Here is a 24,464-nt window from a genome sequence, read left to right as displayed (position 1 = left end):
CCTGATCGAATCAGTAACAGTCCATTGTGTAATATTCGATTGTTTAGTTGGATATAAGTCGTTGGATATGAAGAATCAGGTATAATTTTTCATCATCGGAACAGGTCCAGCCATAATTATTTTTCAGGAAATCCGCAATCTTCTCCACACACGCCAGTTCCTTCGGAAACTTCTCCTTCACCATCAGGAACAGGGACTCGTTCTCGTCCTTGAGCGATTTGCCGCTCATTTGCCGCATAATGAAGTACCGTATATGTGTCGCAAACCTCATAAAATGAATGGAATCTTCCTGAAAATCGATTTTGAGCGCATACTTAATCACCGATAGAATCTCACCCGTTACTGTGGTCACCTTGGTCGTGTCCGTCATTTCCCCCGAACCGACCTGTGCGTTGACAAAATGAAGTGCCATTAGTGTCGTTTCTGCTGCTGGCAAGGTTATACCCGTTTGTTCATGGATCAGCTTGAGTGCTGCCTCTCCCACCCGGGTCTCATCCGGATAGAGTGTTCGCACTTCCCATTCCAGTGGATTTTTGATACTGATGCCTTCTCTGGTTCGGGTTAACGCAAAACTGATATGGTCAGACAGGGTGAGAAGCAGATTCGGGTTAAACGTTTTATTCAGGATCTGACTGCCCAGCTTGATGACTTCCTCCGCGAGATAAATATCCTCAATCGGAATGCTGTTCAGCAGATCATACATCCGGATGTTCTTCGGAGCTACGAATATTTTCTCCACCAAGTCGGTCTCCGTCAGCTCATAAGGGGTCTTCAGAAATCCCACACCCTTGCCTACGACAAATACCTCTTCGTTATGTTCATTGATAGCGATGGCCACGTTATTGTTTACTTTCTTGATAACCTTCAATGTTCTCACCCCCTGACAAAAATAAAAAAAGACCGAAAGCGATTACAGTAAAGCAATCGAATTCGGTCATGCCTGGTTTCCCCAGTAACAGTCCGTGTTATGAATATACGTTTATTATAGTGCTGTTTTCGTAAAAGTCAATCATCCAATGTCAGGAAAAAATTACTCTCTCTTTCATTGAAGGGTATACATCCGAATCGAAGGGAACGTGCACACCCAATACGTCATATATAACGAGCACTTTTTTTCAAACTAAAAAAAAATGTGACCCTATGCCCTGCACGGCAGTCTAATTCATATAAAAACCAACCAGCCCAGTGCTGTGTTCATTCCTCCCATACGAAAGGAGCTGTCACCCATGGATTCACCCGATCTCATCAAGCTAGCCATTCAGGGAGATCGCGATGCCTTCATCAGGCTAATCCGAGAGATTGAAAATTCCCTATACAATACCGCAATATCCATGCTGCGAAAAGAGGAGGATGTGGCGGATGCCATTCAGGAGACCATCCTGAAAGCCTACAAATCCATGCACACCCTCCGGGAACCCCAGTACTTCAAAACATGGATGTTCCGCATTCTTATTAATGAATGCAATACCCTGCTATCCCGTCGTACCCGCTCCACTTCCTATGCAGAAGTACCACTGTCAAGACAGCTGGAGCCTTCCAGTCCCTATGATGAGGTGGACATGAGGGAAGCGGTCGATCAACTGGAAGAGTCCAAGCGAATTGTCATTGTGCTGCATTATTTTGAAGATTTGAGTCTGCGTCAAGTCGCGGATGCGCTGGGGCTATCTGAAAGCGCAGTGAAAATGAGGCTGACACGGGCAAGGAAAGAACTGTACCACAAATTCAGAAACTTTCGGGAGGTAAAATTGCATGTCGAACCCGTTTAATATCGATCAGAAGTTAAAAGAACAAGCAAAGGAGCGTCCAATTATGTCTGAAATCGTACGTAACCGCATTGATGCTACACTGGGGTCTCTGCCAGAATCACCAAACACCCTGAACATCGAACAGGGCGCAGGGCGCGGGCTGCGCAAAGGATTACGCCGCACGGCAGCCGCAACAATTGCAGCCGGTGTACTGGCCGTGACCGTATTTGCATCAGGCTTTGTCTCTCCGGTCATAGCTGACTCCTTGCGCCAAATACCGCTTGTAGGCAGTCTCTTCAGCTCCATCGAAGCCGATATGGGGCTTAGAACAGCGGGTAACGAAGGTTTAACTACCCCTGTGAACCGCTCCTTTGCTTATCAGGATGTGAAGCTCGAAGTATTGGAAACGGTATATGACGGTACACGCGCAGCGTTTCTGGTTCACGTCACTGCACCCAATCTGAATCAGGGCATGTATGACAACGGCAAGGACATTGTGAAGCTGAGCAGCGGCATCGAGAACGTCTTTTTCCAAGCCAACGGGTCCCGACCGGACAGCGGTCTGTTCTACAGTTCCACCGGGGCGAACGAGCCAGACACCCTGCTTTTTGAACAGGTCATTCCCTCCGATCAGAAAGACGCCTTCCCGGATCAGTTTGACGCTAAAGTCAAGTTGACGCTTCAAGGGATTGATCACGAGTTTGAGTTGACAGTTCCTTTTGCCAAATCAACAGACAACATCCACCATGTTCAGCCTGATACCGTCATGACCCATGATCTGTATACAGCTGCTGTTACGAAAGCCGACGTTACACCTGTCACCACCCGCTTAACTACCGTTATCGGTTTGAACGATAAGAGTACACTTACGGCAAAAGAGGAAGAACAGCTGCGTCACATCGGATTTGCCGTCTATGATGATCAGGGGCGGCAGCTGACTGCACTCAGTGGCGAGGGCATGTACGAGGGCAACCAGCTGAAATCGGAACGCATCTATGCTACAACAGTCAAAGATGTAAAATACCTGATGGTGAAACCTTTCGAGATCAAGGATGACTTCGCCGAAGAGGTTAAAGACACGCAATTCATCAAGGGAATGGAAATGAAGATTCAGCTTCAATAGCCTGAAACTCATTTCTTTGTAAAGGGGTCATTCCATGTCCATCCAGTATTCCATCTCATCTCCCATCGTACTTGGTCCTCTATTCGTTTTGGTCCTGCTTATCCTGGTGCTTCATGCCAGGTTGAGCAGCACCAGGTATACGGTCAGACAGTATGTGTTGGTGCTCGCATTAGCCATATATATGTTGGGTATTATGCACTTTGTATTCTTCCCTATCGACGTGAACATCGGGATCTATGCCAATCAGACCCCCTGGTATCAAAGCATTCAATGGATTCCGCTTCTGACCGCAGATGCATCAAGTTTTCTCCTAAACATCCTGCTGTTTATGCCACTGGGGTTTATGCTTCCTTTGGCAAGGCCTTGGATTCACTCGATACGAACAGCAGCAACAGGATTGGCCTTGAGTTTTCTCATCGAAATAACACAACTCCTGCTCCGAGTAACCTTGGGCAATGGTCGCAGCACCGATCTGAACGATCTAATAGCCAATACAGCAGGAAGTGTAATTGGCTTTGTTATCCTGAATATGTTCTCAAAAAGTTCCATCGGACAGCGCCTAATAGCCATATGGGAGTTACCTCATGGTGCATCCTCCAAAGATATGCAGTAATTGATAAGCAGCAAACATAACTTGCCCTGGAAGGCAAAACATGGTCCATCCGCCAATGATGAAAAAAGCCGTCTGCTATGTTACAATGATGGAATTGTGTATTCACAGACAGACATGTGGATAAAGGCAAGAACGAAGGAATTCTGGTTCGCCTTTATTCATTCATCATGCTGCCATTCTAGGGAGGTTTATGGAACAATCATGCTCATTATTGGTATCGCCGGAGGAACCGGCTCCGGTAAAACGACGGTAGCTCGCTCCGTCATAGACCGTCTTGGATCAGGCAAAGTGACTTTCATATCCCAAGACAACTATTACAAAGACCAGTCGCAGCTCACCCCTGAGCAACGTCGACTCACCAATTACGATCATCCGTTTGCATTCGATAATGATCTGTTAATTGAGCATCTTACCCTGTTAAAACAAGGACAAACCGCATATGCCCCCGTATATGACTTCACCATAGATAACCGTGCCGCTAATGAAACGGTTGAACTGGCACCGAACCATATCGTTATTGTGGAAGGACTGCATGTCCTGATCGATGAACATCTGCGCGCCCTTCTGGATATCAAGGTATTTGTTGATACGGATTCCGATGTGCGTATTCTGCGCAGAGTACTGCGGGATATGGAAGAACGCGGCCGTACGATTCAATCCGTGTACAAACAATATCTCGACACCGTTAAACCGATGCATGATGCTTTTATCGAGCCTTCCAAAAAGTATGCTGACATCATCATTCCCGAAGGTGGACATAATGAAGTTGGCATTCAGATGTTATCCATTCTGACTGAGAAATATCTGACCGGTGAAAAGTGGAATGGCGCTTAATGTAATATGATGTTGCTGCATTAAACGCTCTGCCCTGCTCACATCCGAGTGGAACAAAAACGGGCATCGCTCATACCATATCAACACTAAAATCCAGGTTGCGATTAGCGCAATCTGGATTTTTTGGTTATTTCTATTTTATAATGGACTCCATAGCTGAAAGGAGACATCACAACATGGCTACTTTTGAAGAGTTTATCCAGCATGATATCCGCGTTGGCACAGTGGTGGAAGCCGAACCTTTTCCAAAGGCACGCATCCCCGCCATTAAAATGACCATCGATTTCGGCCCACTTGGCCTTAAACGTTCGAGCGCCCAAATTACGAAACGTTATACCCCCGACATGATGATCGGCAAGCAGGTTATTGCTGTAGTCAATTTCCCACCGCGCCGAATTGCCGGTTTTGTATCCGAAGTACTGGTGCTTGGCGGCGTGCCTGATGAAGGTGACGTTGTATTGTTAACCCCGGATCAGACCTTGCCGAACGGAACACCGATTGCCTGATTTTCATCATATCGCTATCCTGTCTTTACACCTTAAAGCATAAGGCTATGAATCTTCGGATTCGTGGCCTTTTTTTGCATTTTTCGAGGTTCACAGCATAATGAAAACTATTCACCCTGCTCCATGCTTCTCAACCCTTTCGGAGACACCCCTGTCACCCGCTTAAACATCTTGGAAAACAACAATGCATCTGTATATCCCACAGAGTGGGCCACTTCACTAACCGATAGGGCCGAATGCTGCAGCAATTCAGCTGCCCGGTTCATTCGGTATTCAAGAAAAAAGGCCTGCAGTGACTTGCCGTATCTTCCCTTGAAAAGTCCTGACAGATATGTGCGATCCAGCCCCACGGCCTGTGCAATATCTAGGATTGAGGTCCTCTGACTATACCTGTTCTCTATAAATTGAACGGCCTGCCTGATGTACTCTTCTTTGGTGGACAGAGGACGCTGCAGCTGCTCTCCTGCGGGAGAAGATGCAATCAGCTCGGCGATCAGCCTGTACAGCAGGCTCTGGTTGAACACATCTCCCTCGGTACGTGTTGATGCTTGAACCATCTCCGCATAGAGACGAGCGAATGTGTCTGGATCTCTGGCATCAAATACAGGATGTTCCGGACTGATGTGTGCCCGCTGCATGAATGCCTTGGCATGAACACCTTTGAACCCGAACCAGGAGTAAGTCCATGGCTGCTTCGCATCCGCTTCATAATGAATAAGCGTATCCGGAAGAATGACAAAGCCCTGGCCCTGTGTAAGCTCGTATTGCTGATCCGCCATAAACACCGTGCCCCGTCCTTCATGAATGTAATGAACAATATAAGCATCCCGAACACCCGGACCCCAATAATGCGACGGATCACAAGCCTGCCAACCGAAAAATAACAGTACCAATTCCATCTGCGTCAAATCCATGGGAACTACATTCGTTTCGATTAATTTCAACATTTCACACTCCCTCTGTTCACCCCAACCGCAATCTCTTCACTAAAATTATAACAGGTAAATAGATGAATTATTAGCTGTAAGCGAATCCAAAAATGGGATTATGACATGTTTCAGAGAGGTTGAGCCATAGTTATATGAGCCCGATCCGCCTATATTGGAGGTACACCATTTATTCAGGGAGGCTGAACTTGAGATGAACAAAATTACGTTCCTCGGTGCGGGAAGCACCGTTTTTGTCAAAAATGTATTGGGTGATGTCATGATGACCGAAGCACTTCAGGATTTTGAGCTGGCGTTGTTCGATATTGATGCTGAACGCCTAAACGACTCAGAGCGTTTGCTTACCAGTATGGCCCGCTCGCTCGGAAGCCAATGTGCCATTAAAGCTTATACCGACCGCAAGGAAGCACTGCGCGGCGCCAAATATGTAATCAATGCCATTCAGGTGGGTGGATATGATCCATGTACCATTACGGATTTTGAGATTCCGAAGAAATATGGATTGCGTCAAACGATTGCCGATACGCTCGGGATTGGCGGGATTTTCCGTAATTTGCGGACGATTCCGGTGATGCTCGATTTTGCACGGGATATGCAGGAAGTGTGTCCAGATGCGTGGTTCCTGAACTACACCAACCCGATGGCGGTACTGACAAATGTCATGAACGTGCATGGCGGAATCAAAACTGTAGGTCTGTGTCACAGTGTACAGGTGTGTGTGCCGCATCTGTTTGATGCATTGGGGATGGATCAGACGGGTGTGGTCGCGAAAGTTGCAGGTATCAACCATATGGCCTGGCTGCTTGAAGTGACACGTGATGGTCAAGATCTGTATCCGGAGATTAAACGTCTGGCGAAGGAAAAGCAAAAAGAGCAGCATGATGACATGGTGCGTTATGAGCTGATGCAGCGTTTTGGATACTATGTTACCGAGTCCTCCGAGCATAATGCCGAGTATCATCCTTATTTTATCAAACGAAACTACCCGGAGCTGATCGAACGCTTCAACATTCCGCTGGACGAGTATCCGCGCCGCTGCGTGAATCAGATTGAAGGCTGGAAAGAAATGCGTGAGAAGCTGTTATCCAGCGAAAATATCGAACATACACGCAGCCGTGAATACGCTTCGCATATTATGGAGGCTATGGAGACGGATCGCCCTTACAAAATCGGCGGTAATGTCATGAATAACGGACTGATCACCAACCTGCCTCGTGAAGCCTGTGTTGAGGTGCCTTGTCTTGTTGATGGTTCAGGTATCAGCCCGACGTATATCGGGGACCTGCCTCCGCAGCTTGCAGCATTGAACCGTACGAATATTAACACCCAACTGTTGACCATTGAAGCAGCGATTACGGGCAAAAGAGAACACATCTATCATGCCGCGATGCTTGACCCGCATACCGCTGCCGAGCTGTCCATTGATGATATCGTCTCCATGTGTGATGAACTGATTGAAGCTCATGGCGACTGGTTGCCGAAGTACACGTCATAAGAAGTCCATCGTTTGCAATTCTAAAAGCACTAGTCTCCTCCTCAATAGGGAGGGGCTGGTGCTTTTTTGAGCTTTCGTCTTGTTTCCCAGCCTAATCCTGAAGCAGAAAACGATAGCCGATTCCCGGCTCGGTCTGAATAAAACGGGGACGCATGGGATCTTCCTGTAATTTTTTGCGCAGATGCCCGACATATACCCGCAAGTAATGACTGTCCGACTCATGATGATGCCCTCCCCACACTTGTTGCAGCAGCTGGCGTTGGGTAATAATTTTGCCTGCATGGGTTGCGAGTACTTTCAGCATTTCATACTCAGTCGGTGTTAGCTTTACGGGTGACCCGTCCAAATTGACCTGTCTCTGGGCCAAATCAATGGTGAGTGGTCCAAAACGCAGTATCGGCTCATCCGTAGTTTTGGCCACATGGCGAAGGGCAACCCGAATACGGGCAACGAGCTCTCCCATGCCAAACGGTTTGGTGACATAATCATCCGCCCCGCCATCAAGTGCAGCAATTTTATCCTCTTCGCGATCCTTTGCAGTCAGTACAATGACTGGTACCTGCGACCATTCCCGAATCCGCTGAAGTACATCCATTCCGGACATTCCAGGCAAGCCCAGATCAAGCACAATCAGATCAGGATGCACAATGCTCGCCTGAATGACCGCTTCTTCTCCGTCGGCGCATTCGTGAATCTCAAATTGGTGCGCCTGAAGCGTAACCTTCAGCAGTTTACGGATTTGCGGTTCATCATCCACAATTAATATGCGCGCGCCTTGCGGTGCCGTCATGTCATTCTTCCTCTCCTTGTCCCATATACGGGAATGATGCTTCGGGTTCCTCTGTGGGCAAACAGATGCATACCCGCGTCCCGCCTCCCGGATTCGGTTCTGCGGTGATTGTACCTCCGTGAACCTCGACGATTCCTCTACAGATGGCAAGCCCAAGTCCCGTACCTGTCACATGCCGGGACGATTCGGATCGATAAAATTTTTCAAACACCCGCTCGCGGTCTGCTTCCGGAATCCCGACACCCGAATCAGCCACCACAATGGTCATTCGTCCATGCCACTCATCCATCTTCACCGTAATGACGATTTCACTGTCCTCTGGAGAATATTTGATGGCATTGCTGATCACGTTGACCAGAACCTGCTCCAGCAAAACCTCATCCCCGGATACAAATGGCGGCTGATCCGGCAATTCCACTCGAATGCGACGTTGCTGGATGAATTGTTGAACCTGGGTTAACACAATGCCGATCATGTCGCCCACGTCGCACCATTTTCTGCGCAGCTGCAGCATGCCACTCTCCAGCTTCACCATGCCCAGCAAATTCGTTACCAGCCTGTTCATACGCAGAGCTCCATCCCGAATATTGCCTGTCAGTTCTTTACGATCCTCCGGGGTAAATAGAGAATCATTCTCCAGCAAACCTGTCGCTGAACCAATGATGGCCGTAAGGGGTGTGCGCAGCTCATGGGATACCGAGTCCAGCAAAGCGGTGCGAATTCGTTCCGATTCAGCCGTCACCTGCGCGAGTCTCGCTTCTTCAGCCAGCTTGACTCGAGCAATGGCACTTGCTGCCAGCCCGCCACATGCTTCCAGCAAACGCAGCTCTTCCCGTTGCTCCTGAAGATCGCTGGATTCCAGATTCACGGCGAGCACCCCATGGATCTGGTCTTCTGTACGCAGCGGCACATACAGACCAGACGATTCCCGCAGGCTGGAGGAGCCGCGTCCGGCGATTTCGCCATGTTGATACACCCATTTGGCAATAGCGACTTCAGCTTCTCCTTCACCCCAGGCTATTACATCCGAATCCTCCGAGGAGGAGGTAACCTGAAGTTCGCCTTGTGCATTCGGGAGATATATTGCCGCCGGTGTTCCAAGTGTCAGTGACACTTGTCTCGCAATGTTGCCGAGTAGGGTATGCAAATCTGTAACAGCCGTCATCTGACGACTTAGAGCATACAGCGAATTCGTCGTAATCTCGCGTTGTTTTACCACCTCCAGCTGCTGCCGCAGGCGTCCCGCCAGACTCGCGGTTAATACCGCCACTGCCAAATACACAACAAAGGAAAATATATATCGCAAATCTTCAACCGTAAAACTGAGATAAGGAGGAACAAAAAAGAAGTCAAAGGCAACGACGCTAAGACTTGCTGCATATATGGCCGGCCCCATTCCCCAGTACACAGCGCTGACCAATACTGGAAAAAGATAAATTAACCCCACGTTAACCAGGTCATCGCTAATCCCTATTACATGAAGCAGAAGGGTTAACAATGTGATTCCAAGGGTTACCCATATATATTTGGGAACACGGTTCAGCTTCAGCCGGACGTCTTCCCCTTTATTTCGTTCAGACACAGCACATCTCACATCCCGCTCAGATCATAATCGTAGTCCGCAACGATCAATACGTCCATATGTCTGGATAACCGCACCAGCCTGCTGACCACCGTGCCCTTTCCACGATAGCCGTTCAGCCACCAGACCCGTTTCGCTTGACCAACCACCAACTGTGTTGCTTTTTCCTCAGAAGCTTTACCCGCCAAAATACCTGGTACATCTCGCAGCCTCTGGCTATGATGAATATGAAATTTGCCGCCCAGTCGAACGGTCAGCTGTTCCAGCTCCTCCAACTGGCATTTCACTTCATCATTCATGGCTATGCCTACATGAACATGGTGCACATGCCAGACCGCCTTTAACCGGTAGGCTGTGCGGAACCCGCGGCGGATCAGCCGCTCCGCATGCTCATCACTGCTTACGCAGACAAAGACTGCCTCCTGTCTGCGCCAGGGACCGCGAAGTGCACTTTTGCGCTCCTGTGATTCGAGGCGTTCATCCACATCATCGGCCAATTCCCGCAGAGCTAGTTCCCGTAAGGCAATCAGATTGCCAATGCGAAAAAAATGACCAAGCGCTTGTTCCACCTTGGCTGCTGCATAGATTTTACCCTCCCGCATACGTTGCCGCAAGGCCTGAGGGGCAACATCGATAAGCTGGACCTCATCTGCCATTTGCAAAATTTGATCCGGCACGGTCTCTCTCACCCGAATTCCCGTAATATGCTCCACCGCATCGTTCAAACTTTCCAGGTGCTGCACATTCACAGTAGTGATGACAGAGATGCCCGCATCCAACAGGATCTGCACATCTTCGTAACGCTTTTGCCGTGTGCTGCCTGGGACATTCGTATGCGCAAGCTCATCCACTAATACCACCTCAGGACATAGACGAAGAATCGCTTCGGTATCCATTTCCTCGAGCTGTACCCCCTGGTATACCCGCTGCTCGCGTGGAATGATGGATAGTTGGCCGATCTGTTCCACCGTCTCCGCCCGATTATGTGTCTCCAGCAAACCAATTCGTACGTCGATGCCTTTGCGGAGCAGATCATTGCCTTCCCGGAGCATCATATAGGTTTTCCCCACACCTGGCGCAGCACCAATGTATACCTTGAACTTGCCACGCCGAATCTGACCAATCTGTGCCTTCATCTCCTGCTCACTTAACCTGCGATATGTTGGCATCTCTGTGTCTGACAATCGGGTCGGAAGCACCCGCTCGCCCTCATGCTGTGCCCGATCCGCAAGCAGAAACAGATCGACACCCCGAACCCTGCGCAGCAAGGAATTAACAAATGATCCCCGCCACAGCTCCTGCCAGCGACTGTGTCGTGAGTGTCCCATAACAATACGTGTAATCTGATGCTGGACTGCGTAGCGTGCAAGCGTAGATGGAATGTTACGGCGGTGTAACACAGGCAATTCCTCAAACTGTCCCCCGAATTTCTCCACCAGTTTGATCATGTTGCGACGAAAAACAGCAGCTTCCTTGGATAGCGGCTGCTTCATATTACGAAAGGTTACGGCATGCAGATCTCCGTTTAATCTCTTCGCAATCTGCTGTCCCCGCCGAATATAGATAGACCCGTTCCAGTGATATTGGGTGGATACCAAAATGCGTTCCATGATGCCTGTCGTGACCGTAATTCCCATCTCTTCCCGGTGCTCACGCAGTGATTCGTTAACCCCTTCTGCGACAAGTCGAAGTGCCAGTTCACGCAAAATACCCAAGTTGCCATGCCGAAATACCGCTTCACCCTCATGTCCCCGAAGATGTCCCTCCGCAAGGCGGCTTAAGACGGTTTCAGGAGTTACATCAATCAGCTTCACTTCATCGGCCAGTTCAAGGGTATCGGCAGGCACAGTATGCTCTGCCGCAATTCCTGTTAGCTGGCGTGCAAGCTCCGTATATCCCTCCAGCTCATATACATTCACCGTTGTAATGACACTGATGTTGTGTCGCAGCAAATACTGAATGTCTTCCAGTCGGGTTGCATGACGTGCCCCTTTTCGGTTTCTATGAGCAAGTCCGTCAACGAGCACAACCTCCGGATTACGTACCAGCAGGGCATCCAGATTTAGATCCTTCATCTCCATGCCATCCTTCCAGCGAGACCAGTGAATACTTGGAATTCGCTCCAACTCGCCGAGCTGCTCCACGGTCTCCGGTCTTTGCATGGTCGACACAGCACAGATGACCACATCGATCCCCTGGTGGCGCAATGTGTTTCCTTCCCTGAGCATATGATACGTTTTGCCTGAACCGCTGACCGGACCGATATATATCTTCAAGGTGCCCTGCTGCAGCTTCGTGATCATCTTCAAGATGTCTTCCGGGGACTTCCGCTTGAAACTGTCTTCCATCCTGTTCACTCCCCCCACATACCCTTTACTTAAAAAGGAGAAAGCCCCTTCCGAAGCTCGGAAGAAGGCCTGATACGAACAACCAAGGGAAGCTGCATTCCCGTGGATCTACCCAACACAATGACTGTTATTCCAGCTCAGCCGTTAACGCCAGATTCAAAGCGGTCACATTCACACGCGGCTCACCGAATATGCCCAGCTGTCGCCCTTGTGTATGTTCCTCCACGATCTTGGCAAGCTCTTGTTCACCAAGACCCGTTGCCTGGCTAATCCGCGGAATCTGTGCTTTTGCCGCTTCCGGTGACAGATCCGGGTCAAGACCGGAACCGGAACCGGTCACGAGATCCGCAGGAATGTGCTGCAAGCCCGGATTCTCTTGCTTGAGCTGAGCCACCTTTTCCTTCATTTCAACCATATACGCCTCCGAGGCCACGGCGCGATTAGAACCTGCCGAAGCAGTTCCATCATAATTGGCGTTCGATGCCCGGGGCTGGAACAGCCCCGGCGATTTCACTTCCTGCGCCAGCAGCGACGAACCAATGGTTTTCCCGTCAGCTGTGATCAGACTGCCGTTCGCCTGATCGGAGAAGAGCAGCTGTGCCACTCCGGTTGTAGCCAGCGGATAGATGACACCGCAAATCAGCATAAGCACGACAGACAACCGAATCGCGGGCAGTACCTGTTTCATATGAATCACATCCTGAATTTATTATTAGTTAAATTTAACAAATGATTCTACACTAGACCACTTCGCGGTCAGAACAACCTTTCGATCGCTGTTATCCCCAGATTTTTTTGATTCCCTTTCCCAAGGGATAAAATCCGGGAATAAAGGCGAACGCTACGCTTCTCCAGTTTTGTTCTGCCCTCTACGTTTTCGTGTAAATGTTATTCAAATCTAGTGTTAAAACCTCATACCAAATGAAGCCCCGACAGCACCAGATCAATCAGCTTAATTCCGATAAACGGTACGATTACACCGCCCACACCATAGATGAACACATTCCGTCCAAGCAGCCGTTCCGCGGACATGGCCCGATACTTCACACCCCGCATGGCGATTGGGATGAGCAGCGGGATAATGATAGCGTTGAAGATGAGCGCTGACAGAATCGCGGACTGCGGTGAAGCGAGGTTCATAATATTGAGTGCCTGAAGCTGCGGCATGGCCAGAATAAACATGGCCGGAATGATGGCGAAATACTTGGCAATATCATTGGATATCGAAAATGTCGTCAGTGCACCGCGGGTAATGAGCAGTTGCTTGCCAATGGAGACCACCGACAATAGCTTGGTCGGGTCAGAATCCAGATCGATCATGTTGGCCGCTTCCTTGGCCGCCATGGTGCCCGAATTCATCGCCAGGCCTACATCGGCCTGCGCCAGAGCAGGAGCATCGTTGGTGCCGTCGCCGGTCATGGCGACGAGCTTGCCCTCCTGCTGCTCTTTTTTGATCGCGGTAATCTTGTCTTCCGGCTTGGCCTCGGCAATAAAATCATCCACACCCGCTTCCAGCGCAATGGTCGCCGCTGTCAGGGGATTATCCCCTGTACACATGATCGTCTTGATACCCATGGCTCGCATCTCCGCAAACTTCTCTTTCAGTCCTGGTTTCACCGTATCTTTCAGATAGATCACACCATAAATCTGGTCATCAATCGCAACAGCAAGCGGTGTACCCCCAGCCTTTGCAATTCGGTTCGCAATATCGTCCAAATCGCTGGGTATCCGTCCCCCACGGGAGGAAATATGGCGTTTGATCGCATCTACCGCACCTTTGCGGATCTGCTTCCCACCGCTTAGATTCAGACCCGACATCCGGGTCTCTGCGGTGAAGTTCACATGTTCTGCATCTGCATATTCCGTCTCCGACCAGTTCTCGCCCTGCTTGCCAGCCAATTCAACGACCGAGCGCCCCTCTGGTGTCTCATCCACTACGGAAGCTTGCAGCGCCGCCCGAGTCATCTCTTGTGCAGATACGCCCTGAACGGGAATAAACTCCGAAGCCATGCGGTTGCCGTACGTAATTGTTCCGGTTTTGTCCAGGATCAGTGTATCAATATCGCCTGCCGCTTCCACCGCTTTACCCGACATGGCGAGTACGTTGAACTGCGTGACACGGTCCATGCCCGCAATACCGATCGCGGATAACAGACCGCCAATCGTCGTAGGAATCAGACAGACAAGCAGTGCGATAAGCGTAGCCAGATCGAGTCGAATGCCCAAATAGTTCGCCATTGGTACCATGGTCATGATGACAATCAGGAATATCAGTGTCAACACGGCGAGCAGTGTTGTCAGCGCAATCTCATTCGGTGTTTTCTGGCGCTGTGCGCCTTCAACGAGTGAGATCATTCGGTCGAGGAACGACTCCCCCGGATCGGTCTGCACACGCATCACGATATAGTCGGAAGTAACCCGCGTACCTCCCGTAACGGAGGAGAAGTCGCCGCCCGCCTCCTTGATCACGGGAGCCGACTCCCCCGTAATGGCGGACTCGTCGATAGAGGCCAGCCCTTCAATAATCTCACCGTCCGTGGGAATCAGTTCGCCTGCTTCTACACGGACGATATCTCCTTTTTTCAACTGGGTCGAAGATACTTGCTTGATGGTTCCGTCTTTCTGTACCAGCTTCGCCGTGGTGTCGGATTTCGTCTTACGCAGCGTGTCCGCCTGAGCTTTGCCCCGTCCCTCTGCCAGTGCTTCAGCAAAGTTGGCAAACAGCAACGTGAACAACAGGATGAGAAACACCGCAATGTTGTACCCTCGCCCTGCCTCGGATGCAACAAAGAAATCCGGATTGATACATAACAGCAATGTGATGAGTGTGCCGACTTCGACGATAAACATCACCGGATTTTTGATCATGACGACCGGGTTCAGCTTCTTGAAGGCATCCAGAGATGCCTGGAGCAGAATGTCCCGACTTAATGTTTTGGTTCTTTTGGGCGTACCGGGATCCGTACCCGTACCTCTCGTTCCTTTACCCTGGGTTCTGATCGTGCCTCTGTCTAATCCTTTCACCGTCTGCTCCTTCTTTCGTTCTACAACATTCATTGTGATAATCCACCTCCGCACTTTACGTCCTTGCTCCTATTCCCATATCCGATCACTGTACCATTCATATTGGACCTTCCATCATCGGATCATCGCCAAATGTTCTGCAATCGGTCCAAGCGCCAGTGATGGGAAGAACGTCAACGCCCCAACGACCACAATCATGATCACCAGAATACCTGCAAAAAGAGGCGTATGCGTACGCAGTGTACCCGTTGTTACGGGAACCACTCGTTTGGTGGCTAATGATCCGGCAATGGCGAGCATCGCGATCATGGAAATATATCTTCCGAGCAGCATCACCACACCAATGGCGATGTTGTAAAAGTCCGTGTTGGCATTCAGCCCGGCAAACGCCGATCCATTATTGGCAGCCCCGGATGCAAAGGCATATAGCACCTCGGTCAGACCATGCATGCCTGAATTCGAAATTGAAGCGACAGACTCAGGACGCATAAGCGCCAGCGCGGTCGGAGCCAGAATAATCAAAGGATGAACCAGCAGCGCGATAGATGCGAGCTTCACTTCCTTGCCCTCAATTTTTTTGCCCAGAAATTCAGGGGTCCGCCCAACCATCAGCCCACAGATAAACACGGCCAGAATCACATAGAGCAACCCGTTGAGCAAACCTACCCCTTTACCGCCGAATACGTTGTTGAGCATCATCTCCGCCAGTGCAATCATGCCACCAAGCGGGGTGAGCGACTCATGCATATTGTTCACTGACCCGGTTGTGGCTGCTGTAGTCACCGCTGTGAAAAGTGCGGATTCGGATACTCCGAACCTGACCTCCTTACCTTCCATATTGCCTTGGATTCCCACCGCATCCAGCGCTGGCACACCGCGATATTCGGAAACAAATACCGTGGTCAGCATCACGAGGAAAAGTAAACTCATGGCCGCAAACAGCGTCCAGCCCTGCTTCCGGTTGTTCACCATGATGCCGAAGGCGTAAACCAGCGCCGTAGGCAGCAGCATCATGCAGACAATATGCACGAGGTTCGACAACGCCGTAGGGTTCTCAAATGGATGCGCGGCGTTGGTTCCGAACCAGCCTCCACCATTGGTACCCAAGTGTTTGATCGACTCCAACGAAGCGACCAATCCGCGGCTAATCGTCTGCTGCGCCCCATCCAGCGTGGTCGCGTTCACCGATCCCGCCAGTGTCTGCGGCACACCCTGGAATATGAGGAACAACGCCACAATGAAGCTCAGCGGCAAAAAGATTCTCGTAATCGACCGTACCACGTCGACGTAGAAGTTCCCCAGTTCATCCCGTCGGCCCACCAGGCCGCGAATGAAGGCAATAGCGACCGCAAAGCCGGTCGCGGCTGAGGTGAACATTGGAAACGTCACTGCCAGCATCTGTGACAGATACGACAGGGCGTTCTCGCCCGTGTAAGACTGCCAGTTCGTGTTGGTCATGAACGATGCAGCTGTATTAAAAGCCTGTGCCGCAGGCATATTGCCAATGCCATCCGGGTTGAGCGGCAGATACTTTTGCAACCGCAGCACCAGAAACATCAATAACAGCATGACGAAGTTCGAAATGAGCACGGCTGACAGGTACTTTTTCCAACCCATCGACTCGTTCTCCTTCACCCCCATCAATCGATACAGCAATCGCTCAGGCCCACCAAATATCCGATCCAGTCCTGTTCGTTTGCCGTCAAACACCTTCACCAGATAACTCCCCACTGGCTTCACCAGTAGTATGATGATCAGCAGCGTCACCGCCACTTGTAATAAACCGCTACTCATATCCGCATTTCCTCCCTAAAATCGACGATCCAAGTGCTTCTGGTTTCGTGCCCCAAACGACCATCAGAATTTCTCCGGCCTCACCAGCACGTAACCTAGATAGACTACCAGTGCGAGCACAATCATGCCGATGACGATCATACGGCTTCTCCCCTTTCATGCCCTATGCATTCATGCTTTCTCACAAAATTTCACAAATCCCCAGAACACCACAAACAACAACACAACCAGCCCAATGATCGTGGCATCATTCACCATGTGCTCCCCTCCCTCTCTCTACCGTTCTTGCAACCTTCTACATATGAAATCGTAATACGAAACGCTGTAAAAAGGGGGTAAAGAAATACCCGCCAAGGTGTAAAAATAGCGTAAAAAAAGACCCGCTCCCCTCAGCGATCAGCTGAAAGAAACAGGTCTATGTGCATTTTTATATCGAACAATCCATTACCTATTAGGATGTGTCTTCAAATTCAACAAGCTTAACGTTGACGGAGGTTATCATCTAAAAAGAGGTCTTGGTGTCCAAGCCGCTGTTCCCTGGCTAAAGGGTAGTCCATTTTAAGAACTACGTGTGGGCATTTCCCTAACATTTTGAGTGTTAGTTTCGCGTTTGCTCATCATGTACTTATTAAAAAAATCAGTGCTTATCCCTGTCATATGATGAAAAAAGGACGTCTCCACTTTCCAATCTTCCTCAATCATATAACGAATATCCACAAGACCTTTCTTGGAGATCAGGTCAATAATGGTTTTGATTCGCATCGGTTTTTGCAGTGGTATCGTATGGTCGAAAGGTTCTTTTTCCAGATATCCTCTTCGGTGCATCGCCGCATAGAAATTACGATGATCCTTTGCCTCCATCATACCTAAATGCGCAGCTCTGTATCCCAATACTTGTAGTGAGGTCTTCCATTTCTTTTTCAAATCGAGATACTGATCTGGATTCGTCTTATAAGAGATGTCATTCATATCCGATGAGAACTCTTCCTCAGGTAATAAAAAGGCACCCGCAAACAAATTGGCTTCATTCTCAATTAATTTGTGTTCTTTTCGATCCAGATTGGCGAACTCAAGACGGTAATGAAGCAGCAAATGGCCAAGCTCATGCGCAATATCGAAGTTCCTGCGAACCGCTGACCGTTTGATGTTGCCCAGTATGATAAACGGACGATCGTTCCGCGTCCAAAGGCTGTACGCATCAATTTCCTCACCAATCGCTTTCTCAAAAACGTACACACCGCTTTTTTCAATCCAGAACATGAGGTTCTCATTCGTAGAAGGCTCCAAATTAAGTCGTTGCCTCGCAAGTTGTGCAACATAATGGATCTGAGTCGAACGATCATCGTCTGAATGATTCATATATGCAATAGCCTCTTCCCGCAGCTTGATAATATTCAGCGTAGGAAGGCTAATCTGAGCGGTAATATAGTTGATGAATGTATCCAGATATTCTACGTGTTTTGCTTCTGTCTGTGTCTTGGAAATCACATTCAACACCTTTGAACGATAGGCAATATTCATGACATTAATATTGGCAGAGTTATTATGCTCTGCAAGCATATCCTTTGCATAAAAATACTTGCTTTTCACACTGAAAATGCGTTTTAACTCGTTCACGATTGGTACTTTGGGAGAGGTATACGCATTTTCATATTGCCAGACTGCTTGTTCTGTCACACCTAACAGTTCGGAGAGCTGTTTTCTAGAATACCCGTGCATGATCCGCAAATTGGTCAGATTTTCACCAACGAACACGCTGCTCCCTCCTTACTGAACTACCGGGGGATTATCCCCATTGTTCTTCTTCCAAAATTTGAATATCGTATGCTGCCGGGTCGACGATATCCTCCATGTCTGGTGCAAGGACCTCGCGGTCACTATCATTCAACTCTGCACCTGAGATACGATCGGATAAATCTTCTATAAAATAGGCTATATTATCATGCGGATTGGGCAGATAATGTTGAATCCTAGAAATTTGAAATGCTTCATCAATAGCATAAGTGAGTATATGGAATTCATTATACGTAGAAGCAAAATGTTCAAGTTCTTCTTTCACACGACTGACCTGACTTTCTGGAATAGGTAAACAAAGTTGCTCCACTCTCTCGAACTTAGCTTGCCCAGTAGAGGAGGGTTGGGTTAAGGAGAATTCCAAGTCTTTATTAATCTTGGAAAGATCATGTAGATACGTACGTAAAGCACCCTTGTTGTCACCACCCGTAGGCAGCTTAGCTCTGGAAAAACTATATTCATTAAAATAAACAGCATTCTTAATCAGAAATATTACTTTTGAATCTTCGTGTGTAAACTGAAGGTAATCCCAAGTTAAACCTGCTTTGGATTTTTTGTGAGTGAATCCTTGTTCAACACAAAAATCTGCGATTTTACTTTCAATAAAGTTACCTTTAGTCCAGGCAAACGCTGAACTAATCTTCATGTTCTTTTTCCGATCTTTACGGTGCTCAATATAGTCACGGTATCCTTCAACAATAGCATCAACAATCATCTGACTATGTTCCGACTTGAACTTATATTGTTCCATATGGATCACTCCGATTCAGAAATATGAAGGCCATTTATATTTTAATCGAATTTCACATGTAAGGATATGATTTTTTTTGTTATTTTTAAAGTGGAAGTGATTTCAATGCCCTTATCCAAACGGATTCTGGGCCCATTGCAGCAGTCTCTTCCGGGTAATTTTCCCGTGTGACGTATGTTGAATAACTTGGCCGCCGTCCAGCAGCAGCACTTGAGGCGATTCATGGTGAACCTCGGTGTCTTCCGCAATGCGGCGGGACAGCGAGCGACTTTCGATGACTTTGACGATCCGGTACTCCATCTTCTGTGCGGGATCTGATGCGTTCGAGCCCACAAACGCCATAAACTCCCTGTATGCTCTCGCACTGATTGAACAAGTTGTACTGTGTTTCAGCAGCAGCACCGGATGATCCTGCGATTGCTCAAGTACCTCTTCCCAGTCCTCCTGCTTACGCAATTCCTTGACATGTTCACTCAGCATATCATCCAGCCCCGAGCCTGCACGTTTGCTAACGACAGATCCAACCACGACGCCCAGTGCCACACCAAAGGCTATCCCCAGAGCGATCTGGTTCGTTGCCACACCAATACTCGTTCCAATGACAATACCCACCCCAAGCCAAAGAGTTTGAGGATTCGCTTTTTTATCCATGGAGATCATCCTCCTTGCAGATATTTATATAATAATATTTACTTTAATGTAGGAACAGTCGCTCGTTTGCCTGTATAAAAGGGCTATGGTAACATAAGAACAGACAACAAGGAGAGGTAAAACCCTCTCACGGAGCATCTATTCAGATGCAGAGCAAATCCCACCGCAGGCAGTCAACCTGTTTAACGGTGGGTTTTTGTTTATGACTTCATTATGGTAATTTCCGCCCGTTGTCTCCAGAAAATTATACCATAGGCGCCTACGCAGGCGCTTTTATATTCCTCATCGAAGGGTCCATTTTTGTGATACACTGAGTGTAATTTGGCAACGATGAATATGAAGAACTGATTGGAAAGGCGGAAAATCGTTATGGGATATGCTTTTATGATCGAACCGCAGTATTATACCGCTTTGGAGAACGAAGACGAGTTGATTGAGAAGTGCCAGGAATGGGGCCTGCTTTCGGAAAAAGCAACGAAGGTCAAAACGTTCTATTATAAAGGGAATGGGCTGAATATGCCTTGCACCATCGTTGGCTTTGTCGATCATATGGCAGCAGTCATTCAATTGGACAATGATCAGAAACACTGTATTCATCCGTCTTATCTGAAAGAAATGCAGGCGTCCAGCTATAATGTGAGAAGTTCGATTGCAGCGGGAACGGACAAGTCTAGCGAACCAGTCGTGGTAAGCAATACAGAGAATCTCACCACTTCTGAAGCTGTACAAAATTCTGAACCTGTGACTAATTTGGATGAGATTACATCCGGTTTGCATAGTTCCGATTCAGAACTGGATGTGGACACGGATGACGATGATTCCTCCTCTGCTTTAAAAGGCGACCCTGACGGTCTGGTGGAAGAGTATGTTGGACCTGCTAACGCAACAAGCAGCGCTGCTAAACCAAAGGCAAAAACCGCAGGTAAAGCTAAATCGCTTAAGATTGAATTGCCAGAGGGTAAAGTGAAAATGTCTGCGGTTGTGAAGGAATTTACAACCGTGCCGAACCACTTCTCCGACAATGATGATGAAGTCATTATCTATGAAGCCGTTACGATCACCGAGCCCGAAGTTGTTGATGTGGGCGAAGCGTGGTCCAGCCACAGTGCCACGATCAAGAAGCAGGAGCTTGAGGTTGGTGATGTGCTTACTTTTGAAGCCAAGATTATCAAGAAAAAGCTGGCCAAGAATCCTGTTCCCTACAAAATCAACAATCCTTCCAAGATTCAGAAAGAAGTCTAATTTTAGATTAGCAAATATACACACCTTGCAGGAGTCACAAAAAACCTCCAGACACGTTACTCATGTCTCGGAGGTTTTGTAGTTTCATCATATATAGTGGAGGCACAAACTCGCAATTTCTACTGATGTTTACTGATGGTTGGCTGCAACACAGCTAATCTGGAACTGAACGCCAAATTTATCGATAACCATGCCGTAGGCCGGACTCCAAAATGTTTCCTGGATCGGCATTTTCACTTCGCCACCGTCTTGCAGTTGGTTGAAAATCGCTTTGGCTTCTTCGGCAGTATCTGTGTTCACCGTGACATTCACATGATTACCTACAATATAAGGCATGCCAGGGAATGTATCAGATAACATCAATACAGAACTTCCAATCTGCAAGGAAGCATGCATGATGCGATCTTTCGCTTCGGGTGGTACGGGGTGGTCTGGGTTGGAAGGACCATCGCCAAATGTCTGGAGAGCCAGCACTTCCGCTCCAAATGCCTTTTTATAAAATTCCACTGCTTCACGTCCGTTACCATCCGTTACAAGATACACATTCAAGCTAATCGCCATTCGTGCTTCATCTCCTTGATATCATGTAATTTAACCATTCCTGCCACTTGCGACATGAGTATATACGAATAGGTTGTCCGTTGACAAGAAGGGATTTCTGCAAGCTTCTCTATGAACAATTCCTGCCTCTCAAAAGGGGATCTGGCCACTTTGTCCCTCATCTTGGGCAGTGCTAGGTCAAAAAAGATCATCCATTGGTAGGATTGTCCTGTAATCCTTATTTTATCCTCGCTGTCTTCACAAAAAAAAACCACTCTCCCGAATCCTGTCGGTAAAATGGCGTGGTCGATCCTATGAGGTTAGCGCGTTTTTACGATGCTATCTATTTCACTTTTCAACAAGAGGTATCGGTGAACACTTCTCATGATCGGGACCTTAGTTAGTTTATTCTTGTCTACATAAAGTTTCATCTGATCTTTGGTCAGACCGAGCAAACTCCCTGCTTCAGAAACCGTCAATACAACCTCGGGATTCGTAGCATTAAACGTTTTTTTCACTTTCTGGTTCCAGTCCTCGAATACCTGCATAGATCAGTGATCTCCCCTATCCATAGCCAGTCATTTTCCAGGCTGAATAGATCCATTATACCATACTTGTGATGATCGTAACTTAATCCTTATGTAGAACCAATTAATGTTAGTAAATTAGGCTTCGCGAGCCAACACCTCGAACTGCCTTAATGCCGGGAATGGAGAGGCATCTGAGCACTTAATCAGTTCGCTTAACGTTACCCATTCCACGTGTATATACCTCAACATAAGAAGTGCATAAAGAGCCACTTCCTTCAAGTGGCCCCAAGATATAAAACTAAATGATTGCCTTAAGCCTCTTCCCAGAAGCGGCGCAGGTTGCTCATGGCGATTTTGGAAGCAGATTTGCATTCCTCCATGCCCTCAAACTCAATCGTAATGTTACCATCATAACCGGAGTCTTTAATCAGCCTCACAATTTTGCGGATTGGAATATCTCCTTGCCCCACAATGGCACCGCGTAGAAAGTTGCCGTAAGCGGTTGTGAACCATTCCCCTTCACCCGGATGCTCATCATAAGGGCGGAAATAGAAGTCCTTGAAGTGGACCAGAGAAGCGTACGGCAGATTTTTCATGACCCCGATAATCGGATTCTCATCCACGCACATGAAGTTGCCGATATCGAGTGTCGTTTTGAAGTTGGGACGATCTACGGCATGAAGCACACGCTGCACACGGTCACTGGCCTGCACACTGAAGCCGTGATTCTCAATGGTTGTTGTAATGCCAAACTGCGCAGCATAATCAGCGATGATCTGGCTTCCCTTCACCATCAGCGGCAAATGTTCCTCAAACCAGGCAATGGTCATTTTCTCCTTAGGCAAAGTAAACGCCGTTACGTCATGACGCATATGCTTTACACCCATTCGGTGTACAACATCGACATGTCTTTTGACCCGAGCTATCTCTTCTTCAAAAGCTTCTTCCGTCTCCTGCACGAAATTCGCAGGCATCGAATAGTTGGACAGCTCAATACCCGCAGAAGCAGCCCGCTCCCGAATGGCATCGGCGAGATCAGGATTATCCTCCACGGTGTAGCCATACGGAACCATCTCCATATGCTCGCCACCATTTGCAGCAATCCAGTCGATGATATCCAGAACCGTCATTTCACCCGAATTCAGATCGTTCAACAAGCTATACGTACTCAGGCCCACTTTCATCTGCTCAGCTCCCTATCGGTATTGTTGGATAAATTTAACCGCTTTGCGAATGTCCTGTTCCGGCTGATCGCCTACCTCGCGTTCAATCGTCAGATAACCTTTGTAGCCAATATCCCGAAGGGCTGCAAAGTATGCGTCAAAATCCACACTGCCCTCGCCCAGCGGTACCTCACGGAAGAACGTTCCGGAAGAGACCATTTCGGCAATTTTCTCATGATCCATAGGGGCATATCCTACTGCACCGTATACGTCCCTCGGGTCTACTTCCTTCAGGCGCACACCATCTTTCACATGGGTATGCACAATATAATCCTTGAGCAGATGAACACCTCGTGCAGGATCATCTCCGGTAACCATCACCATGTTCGCCGGGTCAAAATTCACCGAAACCCCGTTCGTAGACAGGGTATCCAGAAACCCTTTCAGGTCTGCTGCCGTTTCCGGCCCCGTCTCAATCGCGAAGTAGGCTCCTGCGCTTTTGGCGTATTGGCCCAGTTCCTCACATGCGGCATGCAGTGTGGCATACACTTCGGAGGAAGGATCGTGCGGAACAATACCGATATGTGTTGTAACGATATTCGTACCTAGATCCAGAGCAAGGTCCACGATGCGCTTGGACTTCTCTACTTTCCACGGATTATCTTCCTTGACCTGAAACCCGTGACCGCCCAAATCGCCAACCAGGGCAGAAATTTCAAGACCGAGAGAATCGATATAACTTCTTAACTCCTTGCGAGCTGCCGAAGAGAGGTTTTCGGGGTCCATCTCTCCATGGACTGCATAGATCTGTACGCCTTCTGCACCTACATCTTTCGCTTTGCTTAATCCTTCACGTACACCTACACCGAAGCTATCCACGATAACGCCAATCTTGTTTGTTAATTTCATGCCATACCCTCCCGTTAAATCAGTATTTGATTTTCCATTCCTGGTGAGCCTTCATGACGGACGGAATGCTCTATACAATTTTC

The 24,464-nt window shown here is 48.4% G+C and carries 23 protein-coding genes; 7 read left to right on the top strand and 16 right to left on the bottom strand.

The features are described 5' to 3' along the window. Positions 1-43: 43 nt before the first annotated feature. On the bottom strand, positions 44-877 hold the full coding sequence (locus tag BMY78_RS30765) for a PRD domain-containing protein (RefSeq protein WP_256222539.1): 834 nt from the start codon (positions 875-877) through the stop codon (positions 44-46). Between the two features lie 349 nt (positions 878-1,226). Between BMY78_RS30765 and BMY78_RS30760 the strand changes: the two genes are divergently transcribed. The 5 genes from BMY78_RS30760 to csaA all read left to right on the top strand — a co-directional run bounded on the left by BMY78_RS30760 (position 1,227) and on the right by csaA (position 4,821). Then, positions 1,227-1,766: a sigma-70 family RNA polymerase sigma factor gene (locus tag BMY78_RS30760; protein WP_090905107.1), complete on the top strand. Its 540-nt coding sequence runs from the start codon at positions 1,227-1,229 to the stop codon at positions 1,764-1,766. After that, positions 1,750-2,868, top strand: coding sequence for a DUF4179 domain-containing protein (locus BMY78_RS30755; RefSeq protein WP_090905105.1), 1,119 nt, complete (start codon positions 1,750-1,752; stop codon positions 2,866-2,868). Before BMY78_RS30760 ends, BMY78_RS30755 begins: the two co-directional genes overlap by 17 nt. A 34-nt stretch (positions 2,869-2,902) precedes the next feature. Next, entirely contained in the window at positions 2,903-3,481 is a 579-nt protein-coding gene (locus tag BMY78_RS30750; RefSeq protein WP_090905103.1) for a VanZ family protein, read from the top strand. A 201-nt stretch (positions 3,482-3,682) separates the two neighbouring features. After that, complete coding sequence (gene udk / locus BMY78_RS30745; protein ID WP_090905101.1) at positions 3,683-4,315, top strand: uridine kinase; 633 nt, start codon at positions 3,683-3,685, stop codon at positions 4,313-4,315. A gap of 176 nt (positions 4,316-4,491) precedes the next feature. Beyond that, positions 4,492-4,821 carry a chaperone CsaA gene (gene csaA / locus BMY78_RS30740; protein WP_090905099.1) on the top strand — a complete coding sequence of 110 codons (330 nt, stop codon included), beginning with the start codon at positions 4,492-4,494 and terminating at the stop codon, positions 4,819-4,821. A gap of 107 nt (positions 4,822-4,928) precedes the next feature. On the opposite strand, the gene BMY78_RS30735 is transcribed toward csaA, so the two are convergent. Then, positions 4,929-5,768, bottom strand: a complete 840-nt coding sequence (locus tag BMY78_RS30735; protein ID WP_256222537.1) for an AraC family transcriptional regulator — start codon at positions 5,766-5,768, stop codon at positions 4,929-4,931. Between the two features lie 193 nt (positions 5,769-5,961). Here BMY78_RS30735 and BMY78_RS30730 point away from each other — a divergent pair, with 193 nt between their 5' ends. Next, positions 5,962-7,263 carry an alpha-glucosidase/alpha-galactosidase gene (locus BMY78_RS30730; protein ID WP_090905095.1) on the top strand — a complete coding sequence of 434 codons (1,302 nt, stop codon included), beginning with the start codon at positions 5,962-5,964 and terminating at the stop codon, positions 7,261-7,263. Positions 7,264-7,354: 91 nt separating this feature from the next. Here the strand turns inward: BMY78_RS30730 and BMY78_RS30725 are convergent, their stop codons facing one another. The 10 genes from BMY78_RS30725 to ytxJ all read right to left on the bottom strand — a co-directional run bounded on the left by BMY78_RS30725 (position 7,355) and on the right by ytxJ (position 19,997). Next, positions 7,355-8,053: a response regulator gene (locus tag BMY78_RS30725; protein WP_090905093.1), complete on the bottom strand. Its 699-nt coding sequence runs from the start codon at positions 8,051-8,053 to the stop codon at positions 7,355-7,357. Position 8,054: 1 nt separating this feature from the next. After that, entirely contained in the window at positions 8,055-9,635 is a 1,581-nt protein-coding gene (locus tag BMY78_RS30720; RefSeq protein WP_090905092.1) for an ATP-binding protein, read from the bottom strand. Positions 9,636-9,643: 8 nt separating this feature from the next. Further along, the gene (locus BMY78_RS30715; protein WP_090905090.1) at positions 9,644-11,983 is read right to left on the bottom strand and encodes a histidine kinase; all 2,340 of its coding nucleotides are present in this window, start codon (positions 11,981-11,983) and stop codon (positions 9,644-9,646) included. A 127-nt stretch (positions 11,984-12,110) separates the two neighbouring features. Next, positions 12,111-12,671: a potassium-transporting ATPase subunit KdpC gene (gene kdpC / locus BMY78_RS30710; protein ID WP_090905088.1), complete on the bottom strand. Its 561-nt coding sequence runs from the start codon at positions 12,669-12,671 to the stop codon at positions 12,111-12,113. A 224-nt stretch (positions 12,672-12,895) separates the two neighbouring features. After that, entirely contained in the window at positions 12,896-15,040 is a 2,145-nt protein-coding gene (gene kdpB / locus BMY78_RS30705; protein WP_256222535.1) for a potassium-transporting ATPase subunit KdpB, read from the bottom strand. Positions 15,041-15,121: 81 nt separating this feature from the next. After that, on the bottom strand, positions 15,122-16,801 hold the full coding sequence (kdpA, locus tag BMY78_RS30700) for a potassium-transporting ATPase subunit KdpA (RefSeq protein WP_090905085.1): 1,680 nt from the start codon (positions 16,799-16,801) through the stop codon (positions 15,122-15,124). A gap of 63 nt (positions 16,802-16,864) precedes the next feature. After that, positions 16,865-16,927: a potassium-transporting ATPase subunit F gene (locus tag BMY78_RS30695; RefSeq protein ID WP_231952816.1), complete on the bottom strand. Its 63-nt coding sequence runs from the start codon at positions 16,925-16,927 to the stop codon at positions 16,865-16,867. Between the two features lie 432 nt (positions 16,928-17,359). Continuing rightward, a complete protein-coding gene (locus tag BMY78_RS30690) occupies positions 17,360-18,556 on the bottom strand; it encodes a spr1629 family repressor/antitoxin (protein ID WP_090905084.1) in 1,197 nt (398 codons plus the stop codon). Positions 18,557-18,587: 31 nt separating this feature from the next. Continuing rightward, a complete protein-coding gene (locus tag BMY78_RS30685; RefSeq protein ID WP_090905082.1) occupies positions 18,588-19,346 on the bottom strand; it encodes a spr1630 family ClpXP-sensitive toxin in 759 nt (252 codons plus the stop codon). Positions 19,347-19,457: 111 nt separating this feature from the next. Next, entirely contained in the window at positions 19,458-19,997 is a 540-nt protein-coding gene (gene ytxJ / locus BMY78_RS30680; protein ID WP_177185930.1) for a bacillithiol system redox-active protein YtxJ, read from the bottom strand. Positions 19,998-20,366: 369 nt separating this feature from the next. Here ytxJ and BMY78_RS30675 point away from each other — a divergent pair, with 369 nt between their 5' ends. After that, on the top strand, positions 20,367-21,239 hold the full coding sequence (locus BMY78_RS30675; RefSeq protein ID WP_090905078.1) for a hypothetical protein: 873 nt from the start codon (positions 20,367-20,369) through the stop codon (positions 21,237-21,239). A 129-nt stretch (positions 21,240-21,368) separates the two neighbouring features. Here the strand turns inward: BMY78_RS30675 and BMY78_RS30670 are convergent, their stop codons facing one another. The 4 genes from BMY78_RS30670 to BMY78_RS30650 form a co-directional block, all read right to left on the bottom strand. Next, positions 21,369-21,800: a VOC family protein gene (locus BMY78_RS30670; RefSeq protein WP_090905076.1), complete on the bottom strand. Its 432-nt coding sequence runs from the start codon at positions 21,798-21,800 to the stop codon at positions 21,369-21,371. 299 nt (positions 21,801-22,099) lie between these two features. Continuing rightward, positions 22,100-22,327, bottom strand: a complete 228-nt coding sequence (locus tag BMY78_RS30660) for a hypothetical protein (protein ID WP_053782996.1) — start codon at positions 22,325-22,327, stop codon at positions 22,100-22,102. 293 nt (positions 22,328-22,620) lie between these two features. Then, positions 22,621-23,493 carry a sugar phosphate isomerase/epimerase family protein gene (locus BMY78_RS30655; RefSeq protein ID WP_090905072.1) on the bottom strand — a complete coding sequence of 291 codons (873 nt, stop codon included), beginning with the start codon at positions 23,491-23,493 and terminating at the stop codon, positions 22,621-22,623. Between the two features lie 12 nt (positions 23,494-23,505). Then, complete coding sequence (locus BMY78_RS30650; protein WP_090905070.1) at positions 23,506-24,381, bottom strand: sugar phosphate isomerase/epimerase family protein; 876 nt, start codon at positions 24,379-24,381, stop codon at positions 23,506-23,508. Positions 24,382-24,464 lie beyond the last annotated feature (83 nt).

Origin of the sequence: Paenibacillus sp. OK076 (assembly GCF_900110055.1) — a bacterium.
Taxonomy (GTDB): domain Bacteria; phylum Bacillota; class Bacilli; order Paenibacillales; family Paenibacillaceae; genus Paenibacillus.
Note: the sequence above shows the minus strand (reverse complement) of the source record. Positions and strands in the feature narration are given on the sequence as shown.

What these genes read in the sequence shown, in the direction of transcription:
- BMY78_RS30655 (WP_090905072.1), bottom strand. Translation starts at nt 23,493, where the DNA reads ATGAAAGTGGGCCTGAGTACGTATAGCTTGTTGAACGATCTGAATTCG.
- BMY78_RS30725 (WP_090905093.1), bottom strand. Translation starts at nt 8,053, where the DNA reads ATGACGGCACCGCAAGGCGCGCGCATATTAATTGTGGATGATGAACCG.
- BMY78_RS30675 (WP_090905078.1), top strand. Translation starts at nt 20,367, where the DNA reads ATGGGATATGCTTTTATGATCGAACCGCAGTATTATACCGCTTTGGAG.
- BMY78_RS30730 (WP_090905095.1), top strand. Translation starts at nt 5,962, where the DNA reads ATGAACAAAATTACGTTCCTCGGTGCGGGAAGCACCGTTTTTGTCAAA.
- csaA (WP_090905099.1), top strand. Translation starts at nt 4,492, where the DNA reads ATGGCTACTTTTGAAGAGTTTATCCAGCATGATATCCGCGTTGGCACA.
- BMY78_RS30715 (WP_090905090.1), bottom strand. Translation starts at nt 11,983, where the DNA reads ATGGAAGACAGTTTCAAGCGGAAGTCCCCGGAAGACATCTTGAAGATG.
- BMY78_RS30650 (WP_090905070.1), bottom strand. Translation starts at nt 24,381, where the DNA reads ATGAAATTAACAAACAAGATTGGCGTTATCGTGGATAGCTTCGGTGTA.
- kdpC (WP_090905088.1), bottom strand. Translation starts at nt 12,671, where the DNA reads ATGAAACAGGTACTGCCCGCGATTCGGTTGTCTGTCGTGCTTATGCTG.
- BMY78_RS30670 (WP_090905076.1), bottom strand. Translation starts at nt 21,800, where the DNA reads ATGGCGATTAGCTTGAATGTGTATCTTGTAACGGATGGTAACGGACGT.
- BMY78_RS30735 (WP_256222537.1), bottom strand. Translation starts at nt 5,768, where the DNA reads ATGTTGAAATTAATCGAAACGAATGTAGTTCCCATGGATTTGACGCAG.
- BMY78_RS30755 (WP_090905105.1), top strand. Translation starts at nt 1,750, where the DNA reads ATGTCGAACCCGTTTAATATCGATCAGAAGTTAAAAGAACAAGCAAAG.
- BMY78_RS30750 (WP_090905103.1), top strand. Translation starts at nt 2,903, where the DNA reads ATGTCCATCCAGTATTCCATCTCATCTCCCATCGTACTTGGTCCTCTA.
- BMY78_RS30660 (WP_053782996.1), bottom strand. Translation starts at nt 22,327, where the DNA reads ATGCAGGTATTCGAGGACTGGAACCAGAAAGTGAAAAAAACGTTTAAT.
- kdpB (WP_256222535.1), bottom strand. Translation starts at nt 15,040, where the DNA reads ATGAATGTTGTAGAACGAAAGAAGGAGCAGACGGTGAAAGGATTAGAC.
- udk (WP_090905101.1), top strand. Translation starts at nt 3,683, where the DNA reads ATGCTCATTATTGGTATCGCCGGAGGAACCGGCTCCGGTAAAACGACG.
- kdpA (WP_090905085.1), bottom strand. Translation starts at nt 16,801, where the DNA reads ATGAGTAGCGGTTTATTACAAGTGGCGGTGACGCTGCTGATCATCATA.
- ytxJ (WP_177185930.1), bottom strand. Translation starts at nt 19,997, where the DNA reads ATGGATAAAAAAGCGAATCCTCAAACTCTTTGGCTTGGGGTGGGTATT.
- BMY78_RS30760 (WP_090905107.1), top strand. Translation starts at nt 1,227, where the DNA reads ATGGATTCACCCGATCTCATCAAGCTAGCCATTCAGGGAGATCGCGAT.
- BMY78_RS30685 (WP_090905082.1), bottom strand. Translation starts at nt 19,346, where the DNA reads ATGGAACAATATAAGTTCAAGTCGGAACATAGTCAGATGATTGTTGAT.